The organism is Cohnella massiliensis (assembly GCF_900169535.1).
Classification (GTDB): domain Bacteria; phylum Bacillota; class Bacilli; order Paenibacillales; family Paenibacillaceae; genus Cohnella; species Cohnella algarum.
Genome location: NZ_LT821259.1, coordinates 404,951 through 424,830, shown reverse-complemented (window position 1 = coordinate 424,830; position 19,880 = coordinate 404,951). Strand labels below are relative to the sequence as shown.

The window sequence follows — 19,880 nt, the reverse complement described above, 5'->3', positions numbered from 1 at the left end:
TTTCATTTAGAAAAATAGTCCGGGGTAAATGCCTAATTGACGTTATCGTCCCTCATTTTGCCCCGGAGTTGCAACAAATCTATTTTTAGGAGTCGATCTCCCCGAATCGCTTCAGCGTTTCCCGATAAACCGTACGAAGGGAGACCCCGTAGGCTTTTGCCGCTTGCGCGGCGTCCTCAAACTCTGGCGAAGCCTGGACCAGCTTATCTTTTTCGTAGCCGAGCTTGACCCGCACGATGCCGAAAGGCGTTTCGACTTGCTGCCACTTTCGTTCCAGCATTCGCCGGGTTCGCTCGCTTCTGCGGACTCCGAAAGTGGTCGTCTCCTTAAGCAGCGTCGTTTCACAGGCATCGGCATCGACCGGCAAACAAATGACGGTGACGTGCACGCCGGGGCGGTTTTTTTTCATATATACGGGCGCGTAAAACACGTCCAGCGCTCCGGACGCAAACAATCGCTCCATCGCATAGCCCATCGTTTCACCCGTCGCGTCGTCGATTTGCGCTTCCAGGACGACGACTTTCTCGCCTGGCGAAGACGACTTCGTTCGCTTCAGCAAAATCGCCCGGAGCACGTTCGGATGCTCGAAGTCCTTGTTGCCCGCCCCGTACCCGATCCTGTCCATCGTCCCTTCGGGAATCGCACCGAACTCGGAAGCCAGCGCCTTCGCAAGGCCCGCTCCGGTCGGAGTCGTCAGCTCGGCGCTGACGGGAAAGGAGGCCAGCGGAACGCCGCGAAGAAGTTCGGCCGTCGCCGGCGCCGGTACCGGATACAGTCCGTGCGCGATCCGCACTTTGCCCATGCCGGTCGGAATCGGCGAGGCTACGATGTCTTCGACCCCTAAATCCTCAAGCGCCAAACAAACGCCGATAATGTCGACGATCGAGTCCATCGCGCCGACTTCGTGAAAATGCACTTCGGCGGGATCGATGCCGTGAATTTTACCCTCCGCGGCTGCGATGAGCGTAAATACGCTTCGGCTGCGCTCTTTTACGCGGGGCGGCAGCTCGGAGTTCGAAATCATCGCGAGAATATCGGCCGCCTTGCGATGCTCATGGTCGTGCGAGTGCGCATGCGCATGCCCGTGGCTGTGGTCGTGATCGTGGCTGTGATGGTGCGCATGTCCGTGGCTATGGTCGTGATCATGGCTATGTTCATGATCATGGCCGTGGTGATGCGCATGCCCGTGGCTGTGGTCGTGATCGTGGCCGTGATGGTGCGCATGCCCGTGGCTGTGGTCGTGATCGTGGCCGTGATGGTGCGCATGTCCGTGGCTATGGTCGTGACCGGGTTCATGGCCAGGCTCGGAAAAAGTCAGCTTGAGCAGCTTGGCGGAAATGCCGCGGCGGACGACGGGCACGAACGCCATCGCGAACGGATCTAGCGGCAGCTTGCGCAAATGCGATTCGATGTAGGCCGGATCGGCCCCGAGGTCGACGAGCGCCGCCAGCGTCATATCCCCCGCGATGCCGGAAAAACAGTCCAGATAAAGAGTCGTTTTCATGTCGCTCATCGCGCCGCCTCCGCCGCCAGTTGTTGGATCATCGCCGCATTGTAGCCGGCGCCGAAGCCGTTGTCGATATTGACGACGGATACGCCCGCCGCGCACGAGGTCAGCATGGAGAGCAGCGGCGTCAAGCCTTGAAAATGCGCGCCATAGCCGACGGATGTCGGTACCGCGATGACGGGCCTGCGAACCATGCCTCCCACGACGCTGGCCAGCGCTCCCTCCATGCCGGCGACGACGATGACGACGTTCGCTTCCCGAATGCGGTCCCGCTGGGCCAAAATCCGGTCGATGCCCGCCACGCCCACGTCATAGATGCGCTCGATTTCGCAGCCCATCCATTCGGCCGTTCCGGCCGCTTCCTCGGCTACCGGGATGTCCCCGGTTCCTCCGGTAAGAACGGAGACCTTCCCGGGAAACCGCCTGGGCGACGTTCCGTAAACGACAAGCCCCGACCTCGGGTCATGCTTGGCTTCCGGGAACGCGGACAGAATCGCCGCTGCCATCTCCGACGACGATCGGGTGAGCAGCGCCCGGCCGTGCTTTTCCACCAGCTTGGCGAATATGGCCGACGCTTGTTCCGCCGTTTTTCCCGGTCCGAACACGACCTCGGGATGCCCGGTTCGTTCTTCTCTTGCTACGTCCAGCTTGCAAAAATCCATATCCTCGAATCCGCCGTTCACGCCTTCGCACGCTCCAATGCCCGATTCATGCTTCCGCTCGCATAGCCCGCCAAATCCATTGCGACATGCGTATACCCAATTTCTCTCAACTCCCGGACGATATCGGCGCCGCGTTCGACGAGGCGCGCCATATCCCGGGGCTCCACCTCGATGCGGGCGACGTCGCCGTGCGATCGTACCCGCACCTGGCGAATGCCAAGCGACCGGACGAAACGCTCCGCCTGCCCCACTCGGGTCAGCTTTTCCATCGTGATCGTTTCGCCGTAGGCGATTCGCGACGAAAGGCAGGCGAAGGAGGGCTTATCCCAAGTGGGCAATCCCATCTGGCGGGACAAGGCGCGAATTTCTTCCTTGTAAAGTCCCGCCTCCTGCAGCGGTCCCCGCGCGCCGTGCTCGCGGGCCGCGCGAATGCCGGGACGGTGTTCGTTCATGTCGTCGGCGATCAATCCGTACGCGACGTGCCGGTAACGCCCGCCGCTGACGAATGGCGTCAAATGCTCGAACAAGCTTTTTTTGCAAAAATAGCAGCGATTGCCGTTATTCTCTTTGTAGCCGGGAATGGCAAGCTCCGACGTTTCGATGACCTCGTGGGAAGCTCCCAATTGCTTGGCCAGCCTGCGCGCTTCTTCCAGTTCCTCGGACGGATACGTTTCCGAGTCGGCGGTTACGGCCAGCACCCGCTGCGGACCGAGCGTATCCAATGCCGCCTTCAGCAAAAACGTGCTGTCCACCCCGCCGGAAAAAGCGATTACCACCGACTCCATTTCGGTCAAAATGGCCTGGAGCTTTTCATATTTCTCCGCCTCTTGCGCCATCGAAGCCGTCCCTCCTTTTTAGCCCGGGAGCGCTTGCCGCTGTTCAAAGCCGGTAAGGTCCTTCATGCTGTCTTTTAGCTTATCATACAATCCGAGATAAATCGGAAAAAGTTCGCGGTAGGCGTTCGCGCGCTCCGGGTTCGGCTCGTAGACTTGCGAAACGGTGCCGGGCCAGCGCAGCAGCGGCCCTTGGCCGTCCTCCATGGCGTAAAATCCGAGCTGCGCCGCTCCAAGCCCGGAGCTCTCGATGATTTCGGGCACGGCGACGGGAACGCCGAGCAAGTCGGCCGCCATTTGACACCAGGCCGCCGAACGGGCAAATCCGCCCGAAGCGAGCAACCGATCCGGAGATCCCGCGCGTTCCTCCAGAAGCGTTTGAATCGCGCGAATTTGAAAAAGGACGCCTTCCAGTCCGGCCTTGAGCAAATGCTCCTCCTTGTGGGCGAGCGTCAGGCCGAACCACGTTCCCCGCGCGTGAGCGTCCCAGAACGGCGCCCGCTCGCCGGAAAGCAGCGGCATCATGAGCAAGCCGTTGGAGCCGGGCGGCACCGATTCCGTCAACGGCACAACCTCTTCCATCGGCCGGCCCGGGTACAATCGTTCGGCCGCCCATTGGGCCACGATGCCGCCGTTGTTGGAGGCTCCTCCGACGACCCAGCGGTCTTCGGTGAGCGCGTAACAGAACAGCCGTCCTTGCGGATCGAGCGACGGTTCGCCGACCATGGCGCGGACGGCGCTGCTCGTGCCGATCGTGACGGCGAACAGCCCCGGCCCGGCCGCGCCGATGCCCAGATTGGCCAGCACGCCGTCCGACGCGCCGAGGACAAACGGGGTATCCGGCGCAAGGCCGAGCCGCCGCGCGGCCGTTTCCGGGAGCCCGGTCAGCCGGAAGGTCGTCGGCTTCGGCTCCGGCAATTGCTCCGGCGCGATGCCCGCCAGCTTGAGCGCGCCTTCGTCCCAGTCCAGCGTCCGCAAGTTAAACAATCCGGTCGCGCTGGCGATCGAATGGTCGACGACATAGCGCCCGAACAGCCGCATCAGCACGTATTCCTTGATGCCGATCCATTTGCGGACGGAGGCGAACAGCTCGGGCTGCCGCTCCCGCATCCAGATCAGCTTGACGAGCGGCGACATCGGATGCACGGGCGTTCCCGTGCGCAAATACACCTCGAGCCCCGAGCCGTCCCGGTTGAGCCGGTCCGCCTGCTCCGCGCTTCGCTGATCGGCGAACGTCAGGCTCGGCGTGAGGGGAATTCCCGCGCCGTCGACCCCGATCAGGCTGTGCATCGCGGCGCTGAACGAAACGCACAGCACCTGGTCCGGCCGCAATCCCGCCGCCTCTGCCGTGTCCCGGATCGTCCGCGCGACCGCCTCGAAAATCTCCTCCGGGTCCTGCTCCGCATAGCCCGGCTTCGGCGTATGCAGCGGGTAGCCCTGCGAGCGGCTCGCCAGGACGTTGCCGTCCGAATCGATGGCCAGCGTCTTCGTGCTCGTCGTTCCGATGTCGACCGCCAAAACGCAAGAAGTCGTTCCGCTCATTTCGGCAAATATCCTTCCTCGTCGAATTCGAACTCGTAAGGCCCTTCCAGCACTTCGATCTGCGGATGCTTCAGCGCCTCGGGCAGCAGCGTCTCCGAAATCTCGATCTCGCCGAGATGCAGCGTATCGCGGATACGAACGAGCCTGCATTGCTCGTAATCGAGGATGTTGCACGTCTTGACCGCGGCTTTGATCGCTTCCCGGTCGTTCGGCAGCGTCGTCGCCTGCTTCGTCGGCGCGCATACGGTCGAAGTCAGGCCGTTGGCGTACGTGCCCGGCCAATCCGTTTTGTCCACGAGCCGCTGCGTCGTAAAGTCCGCCGTGCCGACGCCGTTCGCGTTGCCTTTGGATTCGGGCGTAAGATCGAGCACGACCATCTTCGTCACTTCGGGGCCGCCGAACGCGTAAGGCGTCGGATAGCGCCCGGTAATGTTCGGGTCGGCGCCGTCTCCGCTGATGTTTTTCCCGATGTAGTCGATGACGAGCACGTCGATTTGCGGAAAAAGAATTTGCGGAAGACGGGATTTCGCTTCCTCCAGCAAAGGTGGCTCCTTCTCCAGCATCTCGGACGCGGCCACTACTTCGACCCGGCAAATCTGGTCGTAGGCGTTTTCCACGACGGCCACGCCGTAGATGATCGGCAGCTTCTGAAGCATCACCTCGGCCATCGCGGGCACGTTTTCCGCCATATACTTGAAGCCGAGCTGGTGGCACGCTTCCGCGCCTTTTTGCTTGCCGAGCCCGATCGCGATCATTTTCAGCAGGCCGCTTTCGACCTTGCCGCGGAACGCCGTGTGCGGCTTGATCCGGTTGATGACGACAATGACGTCGGCCTCTTTGGCGGCGATGGCGTCGCAGTATACCGGAAGTCCGTTCGGCAGGCGATCCAGCAAAACGACTTCCATCGAGGAACGGACCGGAGCGCCCATCCGCTCCTCGGAAACGCCCAGATGCGCGAGCACGTCCTTCTGCCCTTCGGCCGTCGCCCCGCCATGGCTGCCCATGCAAGGCACGATGAACGGCTCGGCCCCCTGGCGCTTCAAATCGTCGATGACCGCCTTCGTCAGCTCGTCGATGCGCGAGACGCCGCGGCTGCCGACGGCCACCGCCACCTTCTGCCCCGGCTTGACGGCCGCCGCGGGGGCGGCGCGCAGCTTCGCGGCCAGTTCGCCGATCGGGTCCGCCAGCTTGTCGTCGGCGAACTTTTGGCGAATGCGGACCATTTTCGGAATCGGGATTCCTTCCAGCAGCTTCGTCAAAATGTCGCTCATATCGTCATCGCCCCGAATCCGCCGTCGACCCGCAGCGTCGTTCCGGTCACGAACGAAGAAGCCTTGGCCGACGCGAGATAAACGATCGCGCCCTGCAGCTCCTCCGGATTGCCGAAACGCCCCATCGGGGTGTGGCCCATAATCGACTGCACCCGCTCTGGGGACAGGATTTTGCGGTTTTGCTCAGCCGGGAAAAAGCCCGGAATAATGGCGTTCACCCGCACGTTATGCGGGGCGAATTCGCGCGCGAGAAATTTGGTGATGCTGTTGATGCCCGCTTTCGAAGCGGAATACGTGAACACCTTGGACAAAGGCGGATCGGACGACACGGAGGAAATGTTGACGATCGAGCCTCCCTCGCCCTGGTCGATCAAATGCTTGCCGAAAATTTGCGCCGTGACGACCGCGCTCTTCAGGTTGACGTCCATAATGCGGTCCCATTCTTCCATCTTCAGCTCGAAAAACGGAGTCGGGCTGTTCATGCCCGCACAGTGGACGACCGTATCTACGCGTCCGCCCCATTCGAGTACCCGGCGAAGCACTTCGCGCAAATCTTCCTCGCGGGTGGCGTCGGCCGCGAACGTCGCCGCCTCTCCTCCCGCTTCGGCGATGCGCAAGCGAACGGCTTCCGCCTTTTCCATATCCCTGCCGACGACGGCAACCTTGGAGCCCGCGCCCGCAAGCGCTTCCGACATCGCTCCGCCCAGCACGCCGTTGCCGCCGATGACGACGGAAACGGTGCCCGACAAATCAAACAAATTCATGTCCATCCCCCAATTGCGCCAACTGGAACGCGCTTAATAACAACGTTGTTATTGCCATCATAGCCGAAACGATTCCCGATGTCCATACATCCCGAAAATGAAAATGAGGCTTTCTTTTCATTCCGCGATCGATTAAGATTAAAGAAAATAACAACGTTGTTAGAAAACTGTGCGGAGGTTGTCGCGTCCTATGTCCGTAACGATTAAAGACATCGCCGAGCGTGCCGGCGTGAGTTTTTCGACCGTCTCGAAGGCGCTTCGCAACAGTCCGCTCGTTCAGGAGAAGACAAAGGCGAAAATACTCGCCATCGCCGAGGAGATGGGCTACCGGCCGAACATCGCCGCCCGGAGCCTCGTCTCCAAGCGCAGCGGGGTCGTCGGCGTCGTCTGGCCGTCCGTCGAGCGCACGACGCTGTCCGCCCTGATCACGCTGATCAATGCGGAGCTTGAGGACAGCGGCTACGCTACGCTGCTGTCGATCAACCGGGCCGACGCCGCCATCGAGACGTTCCGCCGCTTCCAGGTGGACGCGATCTTGCTGTTTTCGGAAAAGGACGAGCCGCTGCTCGGCGTCCCGAGCCCGTCCGGCATCCCGATTCTGTGCTACGGGAACGCCGTCCGTTCCGGGTTCCCGTCGCTCGACGTCAACCGGCAAAAGGCGGTGCGCCTCGCCGTCCGGCACCTGTACGAGCTGGGTCACCGGGATATCGCCTACATCGGCCGGCCGGAGGGGGGCGACCCCCTCCAAGAAGAAAAGGCGTCGGCGTTTCTCGACGAGCTGCGGCGGCTCGGAAAGCGGGAGCCGGCGGAAAAGGCGGTCGCCGCCATTTCCGGCATGGAGTTCCACGACGGCTACGTTGCCGCCAAGGAGCTGCTCAAGCGGCGCGACCGGCCGACGGCGCTGTTCGGCGGCAGCTACGATCTCACCCGCGGCATGATGCGCGCGGCGGCGGAATCGGGCATCCGCGTCCCCGACGACGTCTCGATCGTCGGTTACGACCACATTCCGCAGATGGACAACTTGGAAGTCCCGGTCACCTCCGTCGGCGTCGACATCGCGACCATCGCCGCTACGTTGGCCCGCAGGCTGATCGCCATGATCGAGGAGACCGGAGCACGAGGGAATGGCGCCGAAGGGTCCGCCGTCCTGCTCGAGCCCGAACTCGTCGTGCGGACGTCGACCGCGCCGCCCGCCGCCCCGGCAAGGCGCTGAGATCTCTTCGATAAGATCGCCGCGAGGAGATCGCCGCGAAGCCAATAACGCGGACAAAAAAACGGCCGCATCCCCCGTTTCGGGATGAGGCCGTTTTTTGGCGCTGTCGTACTTACAGGCGAGCTTCCAGCGCTTTTTTCTCCGCTTCGAAGCCCGGTTTGCCAAGCAGCGCGAACATGTTTTTCTTGTATGCCTCGACCCCCGGCTGATCGAACGGGTTGACGCCGAGCAAGTAGCCGCTCACGCCGCACGCGATTTCGAAGAAGTAGACGAGCTGGCCGAACGTATGCGGAGTCATATCCGGCAGGTGAACGACCAGATTCGGCACTTGGCCGTCCGTGTGCGCGAGGAGCGTGCCCTCGAACGCCTTTTTGTTGACGAAGTCGAGCGTTTTGCCCGCCAGGAAGTTCAGGCCGTCCAGATCGGCCGGGTCGCTCTCGATCGTAATCTGCTCCGGCACCTCGCCGACCTGCAGCACCGTTTCGAAAATAATCCGGTTGCCCTCTTGAATAAATTGCCCCATCGAGTGCAAATCCGTGGAAAAGTCAACCGATGCGGGATAAATGCCCTTGTAATCCTTGCCTTCGCTTTCCCCGTACAGCTGCTTCCACCATTCGGACACGAAGTGCAGGCCCGGCTCGTAGTTGACGAGAATTTCCACCGTCTTGCCTTTGCGATACAGCGCGTTGCGGATCGCCGCGTATTGGTAAGCCGGATTCTCGCTCACGTTCGGATTGTTATACAGCTTGGCCGCTTCCTGCGCGCCCTTCATGATCGCTTCGATATCGATGCCCGCCGTGGCGATCGGCAGCAGGCCGACGGCCGTCAGAACCGAATAGCGTCCGCCCACGTCGTCCGGAATGACGAACGTTTCGTAGCCTTCTTCGGTCGCCAGCTTCTTGAGAGCTCCGCGCGCCTTGTCGGTCGTGGCGTAGATGCGCTTCTTGGCGGCTTCCTTGCCGTACTTCTTCTCCAGCGCGTCGCGGAAAATGCGGAAAGCGATCGCCGGCTCGGTCGTCGTGCCGGATTTGGAAATGACGTTGATCGACCAGTCCTTGCCTTCGAGCGCCTGAAGCAGGTGGGTTACGTAGGTGGAGCTGATGTTGTTGCCGGCGAAGAAAATTTGCGGCGTTTTGCGCTGTTCTTTGCCGAGCGTATTGTAAAACGAGTGCGACAGCATCTCGATCGCGGCGCGGGCGCCGAGATAGGAGCCGCCGATGCCGATGACGACGAGCGCTTCCGAATCGGACTGAATTTGCTTCGCGGCCGCCTGAATGCGGGCGAATTCCTCTTTGTCGTAATCGAACGGCAGGTTGATCCAGCCGAGATAGTCGGATCCGGTGCCGGTACCGTTATGCAGCTGCTCATGCGCGAGGCGGATGGCCGGAGCCAGATTGTCGATCTCGTTTTGCCCGATGAATTGCAGCGCTTTGGAATAATCCAAACGAATGTTAGCGGACACTTTACACTTCTCCCTTCAATTCCTATCGGCACGCATAAAGGCGCGCGTCGCTTCTTTGATTTACGTAGCTTAAGGATACTCAAAAAAAAGACGCGGCACAAGCTTGTACGAATGAGTTTCATTAAGTCTTCATCTTATAAGTTCCCATCATTAGGAAAATATGATACAAAGGTTATGATGAAAAGAATGGAGGTTTCACCCGTGAAAAAAATCGGATTTGTCGGACTTGGCGTCATGGGCCAGCCCATGGCGGCCAACCTGGTTCGCAAGGGATACGAACTGGCCGTCTACAATCGCACGCCGGGAAAAACGGCGGAGCTCGAAAAGCTTGGCGCCGTCGCGGCGTCATCCCCGGCAGAGCTTGCGGAAACCTCGGAAGTCGTCATGACGATGATCAGCAACGACCGGGCGATCGAGGACGTCTATTTCGGGCACGAAGGCATTATGGAGGGAATTCGGGCAGGATCGACCGTCATTGACAGCAGCACGATTTCGCCGAGCCTCGCGAAGCGGCTTGCCGCCGAGCTAGGCGCGAAGTCGGCCGGCTTCCTGGACGCGCCGGTAACGGGAAGCAAGCCGGCCGCCATCGACGGCACGCTGCTGTTTATGGTTGGCGGCCCTAAGGCGACCGTGGACGCGTGCCGCGAGCTGCTGCTGGCGATGGGGCGCGAAGTGCTTCACATGGGGGAAAACGGAAGCGGGGCCTCGGCGAAGCTTGCCCACAATACGATCGTCGGCATCAACGCCGCCGGGCTGTTCGAAGGCATGGCGATCGCGGCCAAAGCGGGGATCGACGCCGAATCGTTCCTCCGCGTCGTACAGGGCGGCGGCGCCGCGAGCAAACAGGCCGAGCTGAAAGGGCGCAAAGTAATCGAGCATGAGTTCAGCGTTCAGTTTTCGCTGGCGCTCATGCTGAAGGATCTGAAGCTGTCGTCCGCGTTGACGGACGGGCTCGGCGTGCCGACGCCGATGCTGGAAGCGGCCAAAAGCCTGTTCCAGGCCGGCCAGTCGGCCGGCTACGGCGACGAGGATCTGGCCGCGCTCGCCCGCATTTACGAATCGTGGATCGGCCGGCGCATCGGGGAGTGAGGTCGGCGTGCCCCCGTACTCGGTAATCCGTTTTGCGCTGCCTGGTTGCGATATCCCGTTCGCTCAGTGCTGCGCTTTTTGTCCGGATACCGAAACCAGAAGCGTTTAGTTTGCCTATCACTGACCCAACGGGATACCGCCATAAAGTGCGACAAAAACCCGTACTGACCCAACGGGATACCGCCATAAAGTGCGAAGACGCGCTGCACATGCCCGAAGAAACTTAAAAAACCTTCCCCGATGAACGACGCGTTCGCAAGGGAAGGTTTTTGGCTTTCGCATTCGATTACAGGTAGGAACAAAGATAATCGGTCGTTTGCGTAACTTTTAATTTGAACTTCGAGTTGGCCGGAACGGTGAACTCGCCCGTACCGGAAATCGAAATCCACTCCTCGCTTCCGGGAAGCTGCACGGTCAGCTCTCCGGCCATAATTTTCATAATTTCGGTTTGCGAAGTGCCGAACTCGTAATCGCCCGGCAGCATGATGCCAAGCGTCTTATGGGTTCCGTCCGGAAATTTGACGGTACGGCTCGTGACTTTTCCTTCGAAATAAATGTTCGCTTGCTTGACGACGCTGACGTTATCGAATTGGGACATGTTGGAAAGCCTCCTGTGTGATGGCAACGGCCTTATGAAGCGCCCGGCGGCTTTCGCCCCGGGCGCCCGTTGAATTACAGCAATTTATTGAACTGTGCGATGACGTTTTCGACGGTAAAGCCGTATTCCTTGATGACGCGGTCGCCCGGAGCGGAAGCGCCGAAGGTGGAAATGCCGAGAATCGCGCCGCTATCCCCGACATACCGTTCCCAGCCGAACGGGGAAGCCATTTCGATCGCAAGGCGGGCTTTGACCGATTTCGGCAGCACGCTTTCCTTGTATTCCGTCGATTGCTTCTCGAACAGGTCCCAGCTCGGCAGGCTGACGACGCGGACGTGAACGCCTTGTTCGGCAAGCGCCTTTTGCGAAGCGATCGCGAGCTGAACTTCCGACCCCGTCGCGATCAGAATGCCTTGCGGATTGCCGTTTGCGGCTTCGGAAATGACGTATCCGCCCTTGGCGATGCCTTCGCGCGCTTTTTCCGCCGTGCCGGCCAAGATCGGCAGGTTTTGGCGGGTGAGAACGAGCGCAACCGGATTGGCGTTGTTTTGGACGGCGTACGCCCAAGCGGCGGACGTTTCGTTGCCGTCAGCCGGACGGATGACCGTCAATCCCGGGATGACGCGAATCGATGCCAGCTGCTCGATCGGCTCATGGGTAGGGCCGTCTTCGCCGACGGCGATCGAGTCGTGGGTCAGCACGTAGACGACCGGTTGTTTCATGATCGCGGCGAGACGAACGGCCGGACGCAAATAGTCGGTGAAGACGAAGAACGTGCCGCCGTAAACCTTCAGGCCTCCGTGCAGCGAGATGCCGTTCATCGCCGCGGCCATCCCGAACTCGCGAACGCCGAAATAAATGTTGCGGCCGTCGTATTGGCCGGCCTTGTATACGGGCAAACCTTTCAGATGGGTCATCGTCGAGCTTTCCAGGTCGGCGGAACCGCCGACGAGGTGCGGAACGTTTTTCGCCAGTCCGTTGAGCGCGTTGCCCGAAGCGACGCGGGTCGACAGAGGCTTGTCTTCCGTCGAATAAACCGGGAGATCCGCATCCCAACCTTGCGGCAAACCGCCGGAAACGGCGTTTTCGAATTGGGCTGCGAGCTCCGCGTGCGCCGATTTGTACTTGGCATACAGCTCGTCCCATGCGGCATTCGCCTTCTCGCCTTTCGCTTTCACTTCGGCAAAGTGAGCGCGGACTTCGTCCGGCACATGGAATTCTTCATGCTCCCATTCGTAAAACGCCTTGGTAAGCTTCGCTTCCTCGGAGCCGAGCGGGGAACCGTGCGGTCCGGCGTGTCCGCCTTTGCCGCCCTTGTTCGGCGAGCCGTAGCCGATGACCGTTTTGACTTCGATCAGCGTCGGCTTGCCCGTTTCGGCCTGGGCGGCGGCGATCGCTTCGGACAGCGCGCCGAGGTCGTTGCCGTCTTCCACCCGCAGCACTTGCCAGTTATATCCTTCAAAACGCTTGGCGACGTTTTCCGAGAACGAAAGGTTCAGTTCGCCGTCGAGCGAGATGTCGTTCGAATCGTAAAGCACGATCAGCTTGCCCAGCTTCAGGTGTCCCGCAAGCGATGCGGCTTCGGAGGAAATGCCCTCCATCAGGTCGCCGTCGCCGCAAATGGAGTAGGTGTAGTGGTTGATCAGGTCGAAGCCTTCGCGGTTATAGGTGGCCCCAAGCTGAGCTTCGGCCATCGCCATGCCGACGGCCATCGCGATCCCTTGGCCAAGCGGACCCGTCGTAGCGTCGACGCCGGCCGTGTGCCCGACTTCCGGATGCCCCGGAGTCAAGGAGCCCCATTGGCGGAAGTTTTTCAGTTCTTCGATCGGCAGGTCGTAGCCGCTCAAATGGAGCAGCGAGTAAAGCAGCATCGAGCCGTGGCCCGCGGACAGAACGAAACGGTCGCGGTTGATCCAGGTCGGATTGGACGGGTTGTGGGTCATCGTTTTGGCAAACAGTTGATAGCCCATCGGCGCAGCGCCCATCGGCATGCCCGGGTGGCCGGATTTAGCTTTCTCGATGGCGTCGATCGCCAGCGTACGAACCGTCGTAACCGACAATTGTTCAATGGATTTCGCACTTGCGGTCATTTCGTAAAAAACCTCCTTCTATATGTCGCATAGACGTTGAACGCCTGCGATAAATCACAAACCGAAACCAGGCACGGCTGCCGGTTTATCCCACCTATTGTACCACGGGGCGTCTGGTTTTACCACAACTTGTACGTACAAGCTGAGCATCGGCTCCGCGTCCGGAAACGGCCCGAGACTGCGCTCAAGGGCGCGCGACTGCGCCCCAAGGGCAAGGAAACTGCGCTTCAAGCGGCAGCGGCATGCGGGCGAAAGCGAAAGCCGCTACCGCCTAAGCTTCACTTCCAACTCGTCGCCGGCCTTAAGCGGCGGCAAATTCCGCTCCGCAAGCCGGCGATTGACGGCCGCATACAAATCCGCCATGTCGACGAAGCGGTCGTCGATGTACATGACCCATTCGTCATTCTCCACGTCGTAGGCTACCCGGCCTTCGATGACCGTTTGCTCCTCGCGCGTCGCCATAGCGAACGTCAAACGAAAGCGACCGTCTTGTTCTGGTACACGACCAGACGGTCCTCCGCATGCCACTTGACGGCGCGAGCCAGTACGATACGCTCGATATGGCGGCCGATTCGTTTCAATTCGTCGACGTCGTTGCGATGGCTGACCCGCTGAACGTCCTGCTCGATGATCGGTCCCGCATCGAGTTCCGCAGTCACGTAGTGCGCGGTCGCCCCGATCAGCTTGACGCCGCGGTCGTATGCCTGATGGTATGGCTTGCCGCCGACGAAAGCGGGGAGGAACGAGTGGTGAATATTGATGATGCGGTTCGGAAATTGCTCGATAAACTTGGGCGTCACGATTTGCATATAGCGCGCAAGCACGACCAGATCGATTTTTCCGGTAGCCGTCAGTTCCAATTGCTTGCGCTCGGCTTCCGCCTTCGTATCCGGAGTGACGGGGATATGATGATAAGGAATCCCGTAGGATTCGACCAGCCCGCGCATATCGTCGTGGTTGCTGATGACCATGGCGATGTCGGCGTTCAGATCGCCGGACTGCCATTGCCAAAGCAGCTCGAGCAGGCAATGATCCTCTTTGGACACCATCACGGCGATTCGCTTGTTCCGGCTTGCCCGATACACGCTCCATCGCATGTCGAACCGGTCGGCGACGCGCGTGAAATCCTCCTGCAGCGACGGCAGCTTCCGCTCCAGCTCGCTCAGGTCGAATTCGATCCGCATGAAAAACATGCCGCCCTCGGGGTTCATCGTGTATTGGTCGGATTGGATAATGTTGGCGCCCTGCTCGTACAAAAATTGCGAAACCGTCGCCACGATCCCCGGGCGATCCGGGCAGGAGATCAGCATGCGGGCGCGATTTTTGTTTTCTTCCCTTTGCCGGGCCTCCTGCGCCTTGTAAACGTTGAGACTCATCGATTACGCTTCCTTTCTATCGTTCCGTCTGCCGGATCAAACCTTGGCGAGCCATTCCTTGCCCGCAAGGCTTGCGGTCAAGCGATGGTTGATTTCTTCTTCCGTGTAGTCGGCGGACAGCACCCGGTTTTCGACCGCAAGGTCGTACAGGCGCTCCATCGGTTCGCGCGGATCGGCTTTGCGGGCTTTGGCGTCGGATTTGAGCAATTCCCACGTCTGCAGCACATACAGCCGGGGCACGATCTCTTCCCGTTCGAAAAAATGGTGCAGGCGCTCGACATCCTCCAAAAACTCGCCGCCGAAGCGCTCCTGGGCATTGCCGCGGAGCATGGCGATTTCGGTTTCGTACATTGGGCGCTCCTTCCCCGCGACCTTTCCGATCCACGGGGTTTCCAAAATAAACGGCTTGCCTTGCAGCGCTTCGTGATGCACGATCCGGTCGATCGCGTCGAAACCGATCCAGCCCGACCCGACCGGCGCGTGGCGGTCTTTGGCCGCTCCTTGCGGATTTTTGCTGTCGTTGATATGGACGACGGCTACGCGGTCGAGACCGACGATTTCGTCGAATTTGCGGATGACGCCGTCGAAATCGTTCACGATATCGTAATCGGCGTCGTGCATGTGGCAGGTGTCCATGCAGACGGCGAGGCGATGATTGTCTTCGACGCGCTCGATAATGGCGGCGATCTCCTCGAAGGTTCGCCCGATTTCCGAGCCTTTGCCGGCCATCGTTTCGAGCGCGATATTGACGTCCGTCTCCTTCGTTCCGCCGAGCACTTCGTTCAAACCTTCGGCGATGCGGTCGATGCCGTATTCGGGATCCTTGTCCGTGTACGCTCCCGGATGAAGAACGATATTTCGGACCCCGATATGATGCGTGCGGCGGATTTCCTCCTGAAGGAAATTGACCGCCAGCTCGAAGGTGTCGTTCTTATAAGAACCGAGGTTGATAATGTAGGGGGCATGAACGACGATCTCGCCGATGTCGGCTTCCGCCATCAGTTCCCTACCCTCGGGAATGTACAAGCTCTCGATCGGCTTGCGGCGCGTGTTCTGCGGGGCTCCGGTATAAATCATGAACGTGCTGGAACCGTAGGATACCGCTTCTTTGGCCGCCGTCAGCAAACCCTTGTCCGAAAAAGATACATGAGATCCGATTTTAAGCATTGAGCTGCTCCTCTCCGTATCGACGCCAAGCGCGGTGCCGTATCCGGACCGGTCCGGGCGTCCGTTTGGATCATCCCCTATTGTAGCGCGAACGTCGAAATAAATCTAGAAATGAGATATAATTTAACGATGAAGAATTCATGCGCGCTGAATACGAGGTGGTACGGCTATGAGAAACACGCCCGAATGGTTCATGTATTTCATCGGGTTTTGGACGATCGTGATGGTCGGCTTTATGTGCGTCGGCGGCTTTTTCATGTTCCGCAAATTTCTTAAAGTTCTGCCCAAGCAGGACGGCAAGTCGAAGCTGGATTGGCAGAACTATTGGGTGGAAAAAAGCCGGCCGCTATGGACGGAGGAATCGAAAGCGATGCTGGACAAGCTGGCTTCGCCGGTGCCGTCCGCGTTCCGCGATATCGCGAAGCATTCCATCGCTGCCCGAATCGGGCAGCTCGCCGTCGAAAGCGGCGCCAAGAGCGTCACGGAGGAGCATTGCATCGAAGGCTACATCCTCGCGACGCCGAAGCGGGACCACTCGTTTTTGGTCAGTTTTTTGGAGAAGAACGGAATCGACTATTCGAAATACCGGCATCTGATCGGCGACGTTTCGGAATCGCGGCAAGCGGTTGAATAATAGAAATAACGAAACCTTTGCGCTTGCGAGCCGTCTAACCTCATGAGGGCCTGTTTCGACAGCTCAGATCATCGACTAACTCCTGGAGGTGCTAGATCCTATGAAAAGATCCGGCAAACATTACGGCAAACAATTCGCCTGGTACGTCGCAATCCTGTCTCTGCTTATGGTAGCGGCGGCATGCAGCAATGAAAATAACGCAACGAACGCAAGCGGAACGCCGACGGCAAGTCCTTCCGCCAGTCCTTCCGCCAGTCCTTCCGCCAGCCCGTCTTCGGCTCCCGAATCGCCGAGTGCGAGTCCTTCGGACGAAGCTCCGGAATTGCTGGAAGCGACCGGCGAATATATCGGGCTGATGGACAGCCATTCGATCGAAATCGAAACCGAGGACGGCCCGACCGGCTTCCAAATCGACGAAGCGACGGCGGAGAAAGTTTCCGATTGGGAACAAGGCACGCCCGTACGCTTCGAATACCGTCAAGATACGCTGGATGTAGACGGCGAGCAAGTCAAGCAAAATACGATTCTTACCATTGAGAAGCAATAAAGCCAAAAAGGAGCGCAAGTCATGCGATTTTTGATTTGCGGCGGTACGGGGTTTATCGGCCGGGCGCTAGCCGAGGCCATGCTCGACCGCGGAGACGAAGTGTGGATCGTGACCCGAAAGCTGCCTGCGGCCCCGGCCGCGGGCTTTCTCTATGTTACCTGGGAAGAGTTGTCCAAAAACCCCGCCCGCTGGAACGGAATCGACGGCATCGTAAATTTGGCCGGCGAAACAATCAACCAGCGCTGGAGCGAGGATTCAAAACGGCGAATCCTCATTTCCCGAACGCAGGCGGCGATGCATGTCGCCGACATCGTCAAACGGATGCCCGTCCCGCCCAAAGTCGTCGTAAACGCTTCGGCCGTCGCGATATACGGGCATTCGTACAGCGCGACCAGCCGGGCGAAGGCGGCCTACGCACCGGTTTCGGACGACGAACCATCCCCGAACCCCCCTTCACGCCCGGAACCCGTTGCCGAAACGACAAACGGCCTTGCAGCAAAGGCATCCGAGGCCGTTTCGATGTCCGCGGAGCCGTATCCGGAAACGGGCGACGAGCCGCTTAAAGCCGCTTTCGGCGCAAGTAAAGCACCGGAATCCGAGAAGAACCTCCCCTCCGCCGAACCGTTGCCGGAAGAGCAGCCGGCGCAAAGCGTTTATGCAAACGGGATAAAAGGGTTTTCGCGGGTCCGTCCGTCCCGGATCGACGCAAACGAAGCCGCCGATGCCTGGCCCGGGTTGCCCTCCTCCGCGGAGAAGCGAAAAGAAGCGAGCCCGGCCGAAGCCCGGGAACATCCCGGTCCGGCCGAGGGGCATATCGAGAGCGGCGCCCCGAACGACGCTTCCGCATTCGCTCCGGACGCTCTTTCGGCGGCGGAAGAACCGGCGCAGCCCGCCGACTTCGCGCAATCGTTCATCGAAGAGTTGTTCGACGAAAACTCGCCCCCCGAACCGGCCGATTATCTCGGACGCGTCGTCGTCGCCTGGGAAGAGGCGGCGGATCAAATTCCGGTCGAACGGCTCGTCAAGCTGCGCCTGGGACTCGTGCTCGGTCGCAAAAACGGTTCGTTTCCGCTGTTAAGATTGCCTTACCGGCTCTTCGCCGGCGGAAGAATGGGCGCGGGAAATCAGGGAATGCCATGGATTCATCTGAATGACGTCGTGTCGCTTATTTTATTTTGCCTCGACAATCCCGATATCGAAGGCCCGGTCAACGCGGTCGCTCCGGATCCGGTTACGAACGACGACTTCGGCCGCATCCTGGGTGAAATTACGCGTCGGCCCCATTGGCTTCCGATCCCTTCCACCCTGCTGGAGGCCGCGCTGGGGGAAAGGGCGGAGCTTGTGCTCGCGGGTCAGATGGCATTCCCGCTCAAAGCGCTGGAACACGGTTTTGAATTCGCCTTCCCCAGGCTCGAGGATGCGTTGCGGGATTTGACCGCCCGCTGAGCCGGATCAACTTTCGTCGTATCGATAAACGGACGACGCGACTTGCAGGCTGTCGCCGTTTTTCAGCGGGTACGGCTCGTACGGCGTCATCGGCATGCCGTTAATCCAGCTTCCGTTGCGGGAACCGAGATCCTTCGCCTGCCAGAGTCGATCCTGACGGATTAATTCCAGGTGGGCCCGGGAGACGCCCTGCGTGTTATCGATCAGTTGGGCGGCCTCGCCGGATCTCCCGAGAACCACGGAGGGACCGCAAAGCTCGAATTTCACTTGCTTTCCGTCGGTTTCTTTGCATAAGTAAGCTTTGGCCTCCGCAGTTAACTCGGCAAGCATCGCGGTCTCCGCGCCGTTGCCGGACAGCCAGCTCGTCCGGTGCTCCGAATCGGGACGTTCTTCGGTCTCTCTGTCGATCAGGCCGAAGGAGAACGCGCCGGCCGCCCCGGTTTGCCGCTTTGGCGCCAGGCCGCCCGCCCCTTCGGCATCCCGATGCGAAGGTGCGGCGAAAGGCGCAAACCTTGATCCTCCGGCTTCCCTCGCGGCTGGACGAAATCCCTCCTCCATCTCCCTTTCGCTTTCTCTTTCCGAAAACGGCTCATCGAACGAGGATGCCGTTTCCACAGCGGCACGGCGCTCTTTTTTCCAAAAGGGCAAGCCGTTCCAGAGGAAAGCGCAAGCGCCGAAAGCCAGCAGCGTAAGACCCGCGGATAACGCCATATTTCGCGTTTCCGGCGAAGGCAAATACAAGAAACGCCACGCCAAGGCGGACGCGAGCGCCGCGCAAGCGGCGGCATACGTTCGAATCCGTCCGACGGGCATCGCTTCTTTTTCCTCGTTGCGCTTTTCGGGTCCGTTCTCCGCGCCCAGCAACCCGGATAAACTTTGCGGATCCTGCAGTTCGGGCTTAAGCCGCTTCAGCAAACCGCCGGGAACGGACGCGGGCTCCGAAGCGGCAACCGTTCTTCCGTTCGGGCGGGCAACCGAATCGGCGTAAGGGCCCCGATTGGACGCATCCCCGATGTTTTCCCGGTGCGGGCTTGCCGCCGCCGGGCGAGCCGGCCGCTCCTGCCCCATGCTCGAAACGCTTTGCGGCTCCGGCCAAGCGATCGAACCCTCCGCCGCGATCTCCCTGGAACAACGGCGAAGCGCCGCCGGGGAAAAATCGGCCGATCCCGCGATTTGCAGCAACTTTTTCATGGCGAGGCCGTCGGGACGGTCCACATGCATGAGCCAGCGAACGACCAGACGCTCGAGCGTCGCGGAAAAATCGCCCCCGGGCGCGCCCCTGAGGACCGGCAAATAAGTAAACGATAGATCGTGCCCCTGCTCTCCGATAAAAATAAAATCGTCGGTCAACGCGAAACGCTCGCGATCCAGCATCATATCCTCGGCATTTTCCAGCATATCCGCCAAAGAACAGAAGGCGGACATCGCTTCTTCCATCGTCCAACGTCCCCCGCGCAGCGCCTGCGACAGCATCCGGCGTCCCGACAAAGCATACCGCAACGCGATCCTGCCGTTCAGTTCTTCCGTTTCGAGCTCGAGAAGGCCGGGCGCTTTACAGGCCCGCAGCATCGAGAGTTGGAGCGAATCCAGCTCCGAAATCCCGATCGGAGGTTCCCCTTCGACGATCATTTTATGGCCCCTTCCCCGTTCGAATCTGATTTTGTAACCGTCCATTTCTC

Annotated in this window: 18 protein-coding genes; 5 read left to right on the top strand and 13 right to left on the bottom strand. The window is 60.1% G+C overall.

The genetic code is table 11. From position 1 onward, the window contains the following. Positions 1-85: 85 nt before the first annotated feature. Genes larC through B7E11_RS15820 form a run of 6 tightly spaced genes read right to left on the bottom strand, consistent with a single transcriptional unit; the run spans position 86 to position 6,579 of the window. Complete coding sequence (larC, locus tag B7E11_RS15845) at positions 86-1,513, bottom strand: nickel pincer cofactor biosynthesis protein LarC (protein WP_080836355.1); 1,428 nt, start codon at positions 1,511-1,513, stop codon at positions 86-88. Next, complete coding sequence (gene larB / locus B7E11_RS15840) at positions 1,510-2,190, bottom strand: nickel pincer cofactor biosynthesis protein LarB (protein WP_080836352.1); 681 nt, start codon at positions 2,188-2,190, stop codon at positions 1,510-1,512. The genes larC and larB overlap by 4 nt, the downstream gene beginning before the upstream one ends. Continuing rightward, complete coding sequence (gene larE / locus B7E11_RS15835; protein ID WP_080836350.1) at positions 2,187-3,005, bottom strand: ATP-dependent sacrificial sulfur transferase LarE; 819 nt, start codon at positions 3,003-3,005, stop codon at positions 2,187-2,189. The genes larB and larE overlap by 4 nt, the downstream gene beginning before the upstream one ends. An 18-nt stretch (positions 3,006-3,023) precedes the next feature. Continuing rightward, complete coding sequence (locus B7E11_RS15830) at positions 3,024-4,544, bottom strand: gluconokinase (protein ID WP_080836348.1); 1,521 nt, start codon at positions 4,542-4,544, stop codon at positions 3,024-3,026. After that, positions 4,541-5,815 carry a nickel pincer cofactor-dependent isomerase, group 22 gene (locus B7E11_RS15825; RefSeq protein ID WP_080836345.1) on the bottom strand — a complete coding sequence of 425 codons (1,275 nt, stop codon included), beginning with the start codon at positions 5,813-5,815 and terminating at the stop codon, positions 4,541-4,543. The genes B7E11_RS15830 and B7E11_RS15825 overlap by 4 nt, the downstream gene beginning before the upstream one ends. Next, positions 5,812-6,579 carry an SDR family oxidoreductase gene (locus B7E11_RS15820; RefSeq protein WP_176220784.1) on the bottom strand — a complete coding sequence of 256 codons (768 nt, stop codon included), beginning with the start codon at positions 6,577-6,579 and terminating at the stop codon, positions 5,812-5,814. Before B7E11_RS15820 ends, B7E11_RS15825 begins: the two co-directional genes overlap by 4 nt. Before the next feature lie 190 nt (positions 6,580-6,769). On the opposite strand from B7E11_RS15820, the gene B7E11_RS15815 reads away from it, so the two are divergent. Next, on the top strand, positions 6,770-7,792 hold the full coding sequence (locus B7E11_RS15815; RefSeq protein ID WP_080836341.1) for a LacI family DNA-binding transcriptional regulator: 1,023 nt from the start codon (positions 6,770-6,772) through the stop codon (positions 7,790-7,792). 112 nt (positions 7,793-7,904) lie between these two features. Here B7E11_RS15815 and B7E11_RS15810 read toward each other — a convergent pair whose 3' ends face one another. Beyond that, positions 7,905-9,254: a glucose-6-phosphate isomerase gene (locus B7E11_RS15810; RefSeq protein ID WP_080836340.1), complete on the bottom strand. Its 1,350-nt coding sequence runs from the start codon at positions 9,252-9,254 to the stop codon at positions 7,905-7,907. A gap of 201 nt (positions 9,255-9,455) precedes the next feature. Here B7E11_RS15810 and B7E11_RS15805 point away from each other — a divergent pair, with 201 nt between their 5' ends. Continuing rightward, positions 9,456-10,343, top strand: coding sequence for an NAD(P)-dependent oxidoreductase (locus tag B7E11_RS15805; protein ID WP_080836338.1), 888 nt, complete (start codon positions 9,456-9,458; stop codon positions 10,341-10,343). Positions 10,344-10,629: 286 nt separating this feature from the next. On the opposite strand, the gene ppnP is transcribed toward B7E11_RS15805, so the two are convergent. The 5 genes from ppnP to B7E11_RS15780 form a co-directional block, all read right to left on the bottom strand. After that, the gene (ppnP, locus tag B7E11_RS15800) at positions 10,630-10,941 is read right to left on the bottom strand and encodes a pyrimidine/purine nucleoside phosphorylase (protein ID WP_080836337.1); all 312 of its coding nucleotides are present in this window, start codon (positions 10,939-10,941) and stop codon (positions 10,630-10,632) included. Positions 10,942-11,015: 74 nt separating this feature from the next. Further along, entirely contained in the window at positions 11,016-13,031 is a 2,016-nt protein-coding gene (gene tkt, locus B7E11_RS15795; RefSeq protein ID WP_080836335.1) for a transketolase, read from the bottom strand. 264 nt (positions 13,032-13,295) lie between these two features. Then, entirely contained in the window at positions 13,296-13,505 is a 210-nt protein-coding gene (locus B7E11_RS15790; protein ID WP_080836333.1) for a hypothetical protein, read from the bottom strand. After that, positions 13,502-14,407: a formyltetrahydrofolate deformylase gene (purU, locus tag B7E11_RS15785; RefSeq protein WP_080836330.1), complete on the bottom strand. Its 906-nt coding sequence runs from the start codon at positions 14,405-14,407 to the stop codon at positions 13,502-13,504. Before purU ends, B7E11_RS15790 begins: the two co-directional genes overlap by 4 nt. Positions 14,408-14,443: 36 nt before the next feature. Continuing rightward, entirely contained in the window at positions 14,444-15,574 is a 1,131-nt protein-coding gene (locus B7E11_RS15780) for a deoxyribonuclease IV (protein ID WP_080836328.1), read from the bottom strand. 169 nt (positions 15,575-15,743) lie between these two features. On the opposite strand from B7E11_RS15780, the gene B7E11_RS15775 reads away from it, so the two are divergent. The 3 genes from B7E11_RS15775 to B7E11_RS15765 all read left to right on the top strand — a co-directional run bounded on the left by B7E11_RS15775 (position 15,744) and on the right by B7E11_RS15765 (position 18,201). Further along, positions 15,744-16,208, top strand: coding sequence for a DUF2621 domain-containing protein (locus tag B7E11_RS15775; RefSeq protein WP_080836326.1), 465 nt, complete (start codon positions 15,744-15,746; stop codon positions 16,206-16,208). A 100-nt stretch (positions 16,209-16,308) separates the two neighbouring features. Continuing rightward, the gene (locus B7E11_RS15770) at positions 16,309-16,755 is read left to right on the top strand and encodes a hypothetical protein (RefSeq protein ID WP_080836324.1); all 447 of its coding nucleotides are present in this window, start codon (positions 16,309-16,311) and stop codon (positions 16,753-16,755) included. A gap of 21 nt (positions 16,756-16,776) precedes the next feature. Further along, on the top strand, positions 16,777-18,201 hold the full coding sequence (locus tag B7E11_RS15765) for a DUF1731 domain-containing protein (RefSeq protein WP_080836322.1): 1,425 nt from the start codon (positions 16,777-16,779) through the stop codon (positions 18,199-18,201). 6 nt (positions 18,202-18,207) lie between these two features. Here B7E11_RS15765 and B7E11_RS15760 read toward each other — a convergent pair whose 3' ends face one another. Continuing rightward, on the bottom strand, positions 18,208-19,875 hold the full coding sequence (locus B7E11_RS15760) for a DUF6382 domain-containing protein (RefSeq protein ID WP_080836320.1): 1,668 nt from the start codon (positions 19,873-19,875) through the stop codon (positions 18,208-18,210). Positions 19,876-19,880 lie beyond the last annotated feature (5 nt).